The 7,253-nt window shown below is 66.2% G+C and carries 9 protein-coding genes; 6 read left to right on the plus strand and 3 right to left on the minus strand.

The annotated features are described in order from the left end of the window. Nucleotides 1-528 (minus strand): GntR family transcriptional regulator (locus tag LPA42_RS33100; RefSeq protein ID WP_228987127.1); only part of this gene is annotated, 528 nt, incomplete at its 3' end. Nucleotides 529-679: 151 nt separating this feature from the next. Here LPA42_RS33100 and LPA42_RS33105 point away from each other — a divergent pair. Further along, entirely contained in the window at nt 680-1,066 is a 387-nt protein-coding gene (locus LPA42_RS33105) for a hypothetical protein (RefSeq protein ID WP_077940479.1), read from the plus strand. A gap of 308 nt (nt 1,067-1,374) precedes the next feature. Continuing rightward, complete coding sequence (locus LPA42_RS33110; protein ID WP_228987128.1) at nt 1,375-1,806, plus strand: hypothetical protein; 432 nt, start codon at nt 1,375-1,377, stop codon at nt 1,804-1,806. Here the strand turns inward: LPA42_RS33110 and LPA42_RS33115 are convergent. Then, the gene (locus LPA42_RS33115; RefSeq protein ID WP_144082850.1) at nt 1,782-1,988 is read right to left on the minus strand and encodes a hypothetical protein; all 207 of its coding nucleotides are present in this window, start codon (nt 1,986-1,988) and stop codon (nt 1,782-1,784) included. The two genes, LPA42_RS33110 and LPA42_RS33115, sit on opposite strands and share 25 nt — an antisense overlap. 104 nt (nt 1,989-2,092) lie before the next feature. On the opposite strand from LPA42_RS33115, the gene LPA42_RS33120 reads away from it, so the two are divergent. From LPA42_RS33120 to LPA42_RS33135, 4 genes are all read left to right on the plus strand, one after another. Continuing rightward, on the plus strand, nt 2,093-3,532 hold the full coding sequence (locus tag LPA42_RS33120; protein WP_077940482.1) for a hypothetical protein: 1,440 nt from the start codon (nt 2,093-2,095) through the stop codon (nt 3,530-3,532). Nucleotides 3,533-3,676: 144 nt separating this feature from the next. Continuing rightward, nucleotides 3,677-4,954 carry a hypothetical protein gene (locus tag LPA42_RS33125; protein ID WP_144082851.1) on the plus strand — a complete coding sequence of 426 codons (1,278 nt, stop codon included), beginning with the start codon at nt 3,677-3,679 and terminating at the stop codon, nt 4,952-4,954. A gap of 272 nt (nt 4,955-5,226) precedes the next feature. Further along, nucleotides 5,227-5,871, plus strand: coding sequence for a ParA family protein (locus LPA42_RS33130; RefSeq protein ID WP_077940484.1), 645 nt, complete (start codon nt 5,227-5,229; stop codon nt 5,869-5,871). Further along, nucleotides 5,868-6,191, plus strand: a complete 324-nt coding sequence (locus tag LPA42_RS33135; protein ID WP_144082852.1) for a hypothetical protein — start codon at nt 5,868-5,870, stop codon at nt 6,189-6,191. The genes LPA42_RS33130 and LPA42_RS33135 overlap by 4 nt, the downstream gene beginning before the upstream one ends. 49 nt (nt 6,192-6,240) lie before the next feature. On the opposite strand, the gene LPA42_RS33140 is transcribed toward LPA42_RS33135, so the two are convergent. Further along, nucleotides 6,241-6,765 carry a hypothetical protein gene (locus LPA42_RS33140; protein ID WP_077940485.1) on the minus strand — a complete coding sequence of 175 codons (525 nt, stop codon included), beginning with the start codon at nt 6,763-6,765 and terminating at the stop codon, nt 6,241-6,243. Nucleotides 6,766-7,253: the final 488 nt, after the last annotated feature.

Genomic DNA, 7,253 nt, shown 5'->3' on the forward strand with positions numbered 1-7,253 from the left:
TCCCACGCCGGGCCGTTCCGACCCTGGCGAGGTCAGTCCGGCAGTCTGGGCAAGATCGCTGGACATCATCGACCGGGCGATCTGGTGAGGTTGACCGTCGATCGAGTACCGATACGTTCGCATGAGCAGGGGCGTACCTGTCGTGACCGCCAACAGCTCAGCTACGCGGCCGGCCGCGTCGATCAGCTCATACGACGTGTTGACCTCTACGCGCGTGCCGGTCATCGCCTCGAACAGACCTTCTTCGGTGACCTGGTCATGAATGGCTCGGGAGTACTCCATTCGGAGTCCAGCAATGAAGTCTCGCTGTACTACCTGACGTTGCCGGACGAAGATCCCAGAACCCTGGCGGACCGTTAGCAAGCCCTCGGCCACTAGAGCCCTGAGCGCGCGGTCCATGGCGCTGCGGCTCTTGACGCCGTACTCCTCCATGAGGTCTGCCAGCCGAGGGAGCTTCGCGCCCGGCGAGAACTCGCCTCCCTCGATGCGCCGTCGGAGCTGTGACTCAACGTCATTCGTCACGTTCATCCCGTTTCCTCCCCTGCCAACGATTGTCCCGGGACACCTCTTGCACCCACCGTCCCGGGTGTGCTTTCATTGTCTCACCTGAGGTTGTCCCGGGACAATGGGACAACGGGAGAATCGGCCCTAGGTTTGGCCCTGTACGGGAGGAAGTCCCATGTTCACGAACTTCAAGATCGACCAGGCGGGCACTTTCCAGGGAATCGCGTTCCTGTCGTGCGACCCGAAGACGGCGTTCAAGTCGGACCGGCAGGAGACGACGAAGGACGGCACGCCGAAGTGGGACGTCCAGGCGGTAGCGATGACCCGGGACATGTTCGGTCGGCCGCAGAACGCGGTGCTCAAGGTCGGCATCGCGTCGCACAAGAACCCGTGTGAGGGCCTGATGCCGTACACGCCGATTCAGCTCGTGAACTTCGAGATCGGCGTCATGGAGAAGACCAAGCGTAACCCCGACACGGGAGAGGAGAAGGTCATCGGGGTGCAGGTCTGGTACCGGGCCGAGCAGGTCAAGGCGTTGGCGGGTACCGCGCCCGTCAAGTAGCGAAAGGGAAAGGGGCCTAATGGCCGGCATTTTCCAGAACCGTTGCAAGGCCATTCATCGTGGCTACCGGTGTGATCTGCCGAAAGGCCATGGCGGTATGCACTCGTGGAACAACAAGATTTGCTGGTTTAGCTGGTGAATTGGAGGCCGGTCAATGGCTCTCGTTGACTGGTCGAAATCGGGAAGCGCCGGCCCGGGCGAACCCTGTTCGATCTGCGGCAAACCGGCGATCTGCCGCAGCCCTCGCGGAGTGCCGTGTCACAAGGTCTGCGCGGAAGCGTGGATAGACGAAAGGAAATGGAGGAAAGGTGTCAAGTAGGCAGCGAAATCGGGTTCGTCAGGCGGCGCGCACCGGCCGCGTGGTGAGTGGAGCGAACTTCGAAAGCAAGAGCCAGCGGAAGGCCCGTCGTAAGCGGCAGGTCGCCGGGGCCCTCGCCAACCGGGCGGTTGACGTGCGGGTCGGCATCGAGGATCGAGCCGCGTTCTACCGCCGCCTGCGAGAGATGAAGCTGCGGCGGCGGGCGATCGCGGATGCCATGCTTCGTCTGTCGGTCATGGTCGGCGCGCTCCAGCGCGAGGTCAGCAGGGTCGACGACAGGGGCCGGGCGACCGATCAGCGGCTCGTCGACGAGACCCTCGCGCTGACCAAGGACGCGGCGGTGTCGGTCGGCGTCGCGGCGGCCGAGTTCCATTCGTTCAGCCGGGCCCGCATCTACTACCGGTCGGCGGTGTCGGCATGAGCAGCCTGCGCGGACTCGTCGACGAGATCGACGTACAGATCGAAAAGATTCAGCGGCTGATCGACGCTGGTGCGGTCCTTGATCCCGAGCTGGGGGCCGGTCTCGGCACTACTCGATCCATGACGGCCGTTCAGCGAGACATCGACAACGCCGCCGCCGCCAGTGAGGCGCTGGATCGGCACCTTCGCACTCTCCCCAGATAGCGCACCTCTGTTCGTCTCCAGCGGGGAGCCATCGACCACAGACCTTCGATGGCTCCCCGCTGCACGTCTACAGGAGATTTCCCATGGCTCGCATTTCCGCCCGCCGGGGCGTCGTTGACTTCATGTTTTCGCTCGTCGGTCGGGTGCTCGTGTGGCTGGCAAAGCAGCTCGCGAAGCTGATCGCCTGGCTGACCGTACAGATCGTGCTGCACCCGCGTACCTCGCTCACCTCGGCGGGGCTCGGGGCCGCGATCGCGTGGGTCGGATGGCGCATGGTGCTGCTGTCCCTGGTCGGGGCGTTCGTCGCTACGTCGACTTGGTCGGCCGCGCACCGGGCCAGCTTCGAGCGGTACGCGTTGACGTGGGCGCGTACCTGGTGGCGTCGCTGGTGGGCGTACCGGCGGGTCTGGGACCGGGTGATGGTCCGGTGCGAGCTGTTCGTCGACGACGACATTGATCGACACGTACCGCGGCTGGTCCGGGTCTCTACTACCCCGTTCTGGGATCGGCTCGTGGTCCGGATGGAGGTGGGCCAGGAACTAGAGCAGTTCCGCCAGGCTGGCGAGAAGCTACGCGGTGCTTTCGGCGCTCACCGGGTCGCGGTGCGAGAGATCCAACCCGCGCAGGTCGGTATTGACCTGATGCGGCGTGACCCGCTGGTGGAAGCGGTGGAAGCCACTGAGATTCCGGCGTCGACGGCGTGCATCGACTTTCGGGCGGTGCCGGTCGGCTTCGACGAGTTCGACGAACCGTACTGCGTGAGTCTTCTCGGCGGTCACACGTCCGTGGCCGGTAGCACCGGGGCCGGTAAGGCGGGTCTGGGCTGGAACCTGCTTCGGGGCATCGCGCCGGGCATCGCTGACGGGACCGTGCGCTTGGTCGGCATCGACCCTAAGGCGAAGGAGCTCCGGCAGGCGCGGGCCCTGTTCGCGGACTCGGATTACGCCGTGACCGAGCAGGAAGTGGTGGATCTGCTCGTGCGCCTGGTGGTGGAGCTGGGCGAGGCGAACGAGCGGGACGCGGTCGGCGGGGAACGAGATTTCGCGCCGTCGCCGGCCCGGCCACTGACGCTCATCTTGATCGACGAACTCGCGCCGCTGTTGAAGTACTGGCCTCGATCGGTCCGGTCGAAGATCGAGGATCTGCTAGGCATCCTGCTCACGCAGGGTCGTGCCGCCGGTTACATCGTGGTCGGTGCGATTCAGGAACCGACCAAGGACACGTTCACGCTTCGAGATCTCTTCACGCGTCGTATTGCCCTTCGGCTGCCGACCGAATCGCACACCGAAGCGGCGCTGATCGAAGACGCCGTTCAGTACGGGGCCCTCTGTCACCAGGTCAGCGAGACCATGCCGGGCGTGCTGTTCAGCCTGGAAGACGGCGCGCGTTCCACGGTGCGGGCTCGGCTGGGTTACGTCCGCGACGACGACATTCGCGAGCTGGTGGAGTACGTGACTGCCGCTCGCTCGTCGAACGTGGTCGATCTCGACAGCCGCCGCCAGGAGCTGGGCCGCGTGGCCTGATCGCGATCAGTCGGTGTGTCGACGTGACGTAGGGGCCGAATCGCGGAAGGGTCTCCACAGGCCCGAAATGGTTGAAGGGCCAGCGCGCCAACGCTGGCCCTTCGATCGGCCCCGCTGCACTTACCAGGAGAGCGGAACCGCAACATGCTTGCTACCAGGGTAGCGGACGACACCCGTCCGTCGCATCACTCCCCACCGGATGCTGCCTCAGAATCGACGGCAGCGTGGTGGACTCCGCAATTTCCGCACGCTGACGGCCTCGACCTGGCCGCGCGCATGTTCGACGCTCGCCCGGCCTGGGCCGGCGAAGAAGGGCCCCGACCGCGCATCGTCATCGCGGCCGGCGCGGTGGCCATCGAACACCCTGACCTCGCCCGCCGCGAACGTACCCAGGAGCGGGCCCTACGGGCGCGGCAGACCTCGGCGGATCAGGCCGCGACCTACCTCGCACGCGGCGAAGAGATTCCCGAGTCGGACCCCTCGCGAGAGATCACCGGATGGTCGCGCAAGAGCAGAGCCAACATGGTCCGCGCGCTTTGCGAACTGGACTTCCACCCGATGCTGTCCGACCCCACCCGCGTACCCGCGATGGTCACGCTGACCTATCCGGGTGACTGGCTGACTGTGGCGCCGGACGGCAAGACGGCGAAGCGGCATCTTCAAGCCCTGCGGAAGCGCTACGTCAAGGCGTGGGGCGAGGACGTGACGGCCGTGTGGAAGCTGGAGTTTCAGCGGCGCGGGGCACCCCACTTCCACTTGCTCATGGTGCCGCCGCACGGGCTGTCCCGTACTCCTGGTGCTCGTGCTCGATCCTCGGCATGGGTCGGCGCGGGACAACCGTTTCGCCAGTGGCTAAGCGCGGTGTGGGCCGACATCGTGGGTCACCCGGACCCGGTAGAGAGAGAGCGTCACCAGCTGGCGGGTACGGGCGTCGACTTCGCGGAAGGGCTCCGGGTCACCGATCCGAAGCGCGTCGCCGTGTACTTCACCAAACACGGGTCCTTCGCGGCGAAGGAGTATCAGAACTGCGTACCGGCCGCGTGGCAAGAGCCAGGCAAGGGCCCGGGTCGGTTCTGGGGCTACTGGAAGCTAGAGCGGGTCACGGTCGCGGTCGAAGTCACCCACGACCAGGCCGACCGCGTCGCGCGCATCATCCGTCGGTGGGCTCGGGCACAAGGCACCACGCGACAGGTGACCGTCACCAGGACGAAGGGTGGGGCGATCCGCTCAGAACTGGCTGAGGTGCAAGGGCTCGCCGGCGCGCAAACCGTCGCCTGTCGCAAGCCAACCCGTCGCACGGTCCGCCGACGCGTGCGCCGCCTGGCATCCGGGCGTGGTTTCGTATCCGTCAATAACGGTCAAACCTTCGCAATGTCACTATCTCGGGCACTTTCAATCTGGGAGCAATCAGTATCTCAGTAACTCAGTATCTACTGATATACTGATGTCAGTAGGCAAGCCGTATGCACTGGGAGAGGTGGCGCGGTGAGCATCAAGGGTCGGACCTACTTGGAGCGCGGAAAGCCGGTTACGGTCATCTGTGCCTGGGGCTCTGGTGGTGGGCCTCGCAACGTGTGGATACGCCGTGCTGACGGAACCGATGTTGTGAGGCCGTTCCGGGGTCTTCGGCGGATTGCCTCGACTCCGAACTTTGATGCTCCGATGCTGCCGCTGTTCCAAGAAGAGAGGTCGTAATGCTGGTCATCGCTGTGGTCAACCTCAAGGGCGGGTCGACAAAGACGACGACAACCGGCCACCTGGGGCAGGCGTTCCACGAGGCGGGCATGCGGGTGCTCGGCGTCGACGCGGACGGAGAGAACGAGAGCTTGCAGGGCTGGCAGCTCGCCGGAGATCTCCCGTGGCCGGTCGTCACGATGGCGGTACCGAACCTGCACAAGCAACTGCCCGACGTGGTCGGCGACCGATACGACGTCGTCGTGATCGACACCCCGCCGATGAAGGCGCAGCGCGGAACTGTCTTCAGCGCCGCGCGGATCGCCACGCACGTCCTGGTGCCGATGGCCCCGACGCCAATCGAATACGACCGGCTGCCGGCCGTGCGGGAACTCCTCCAGGAAGCCGCCGACGTCCGGCCGGACGGGAAGCCGCCGATCCATGCGGTACTGCTCACCAGAGTGAAGCCGCGGGCTGCCTCAACGGGCGTATATCGGCAGCTCATCACCGACGACGGGGTAACCGTACTGAACGCTCAGATCGGCAGCCTAGAGCGCTTCGCCCAAGCGTGGGGCGACCCCATGGCCGGTGCCCTAGATACGCCGTACGGGGCCGCTGCGATGGAACTTCTCGACCTCGCCGACCGGCAGGAGGTGTCGGCGTGAGCAAGGCTGACGAACTGCGCGCCAAAGCGGCCCGGGTTGCCGCGCGAACCACCCCGCCGGCAAGGTCGGCACCTACGCCGGCCCCGGTAGAACACGTCCCCACCGTTGCCGCTCCCCTGGCCAAGCCGGTCCGCTCCACCGTCGACCTCGCCCCGGACCAACACCGGCGGCTAGCCGACTGGCTCACCACGGCAGCTGTCGAACTCGGCCGGGCCCGCCTCACTAAGCAGGAAGTCATGGCCGCACTCGTGCGCAGGCTTCTCGTCGACGACGAACTAGCCGGTGCCATCAAGCAGGACCTTCGCAAGGCAGCTCAGTAACTCAGTAAGTCAGTAGAAGGGCCGGACTCCTCACGGGGCCGGCCCTTCGTCATCGGCACGCCTCGGCTCGTACGTGCCCGCCGCACCACGGGTGCGGGTCGACCGACCACACTCGCCACCCGCCGCCGTCCCGTCGCGTCTCAAACCGCCAGGCGTGCGGGGTACCCGCCATCGATACCGTGCCCCACCACACTGCCTGCACCTCGGTCACGACCTGGGCCCGATCGTCGCCCTGGTCGTCGACGACGAACACACCCGCGCTGACCTTCGATGGCTGCGGACTGGTCCGAGTGATGTCACCTCGGATACGTCGCCACTCGTCGACCAGCTCGTCACGACGCGACGGCGCAAGGGCAGCCCGTAGCCCTAACTCCTCACCTGACGAGACAGCGAGCATGAACACGTTCGCGGCGGCATCCGGCGTGGGCTGTCCACGGTCAGCCTCGACGGTCTTCGTTGCTACCCACCCTGCCCCGGCGGCGGCCGGCCCGGCGACACACAGCGCCAGTCCAGCCGCGAGGTACAGCACCCACCTACGCGGCCGGCGGCGCTCGGCGTCCTTCACCAAGGTCATTCCCGCACGATAGATCGACTTGGCGAACCTGCCGAATCAGTAACTCAGTAATTCAGTGCATCAGTAAATACTGAGATCAGTACGTAGGGGTTGACCGCTCCAACCACGGCGTCGGCTCTCGTGTCACGAGCCCTACACCCGGCGGACACCGCCACAGCAGCGCAGTTGACCTAAACCGTACCCAGAGACCCACCCGGCCCCTGGGCGACCACCTCACGCCCGGCGGAAACCCCTCCCCCTCCCAGGTGATCAGTTGACCTAACCGCGCCTGTACGCGCCGCCGGCTCCTGGGCGACCAGCTCGCCCAGGACGAACACCGCCCACATGCTTGACGGGCTAACCCCGACGACGGACGCACCGCGACCGCACCCCCCAGAGCGAGGCCGGACCAACACCACCACCACCCCCGTGCCGTGGGCCGGCGGCGGCGGGTGGGGCCCCTCTGGGGTGCCCGCCGATCGCCGGCCCAACAGCTCCCACGCCGGGCC

The sequence above is a fragment of the Micromonospora sp. DH13 genome, from assembly GCF_020873825.1.
Taxonomy (GTDB): Bacteria; Actinomycetota; Actinomycetes; order Mycobacteriales; family Micromonosporaceae; genus Micromonospora; species Micromonospora haikouensis.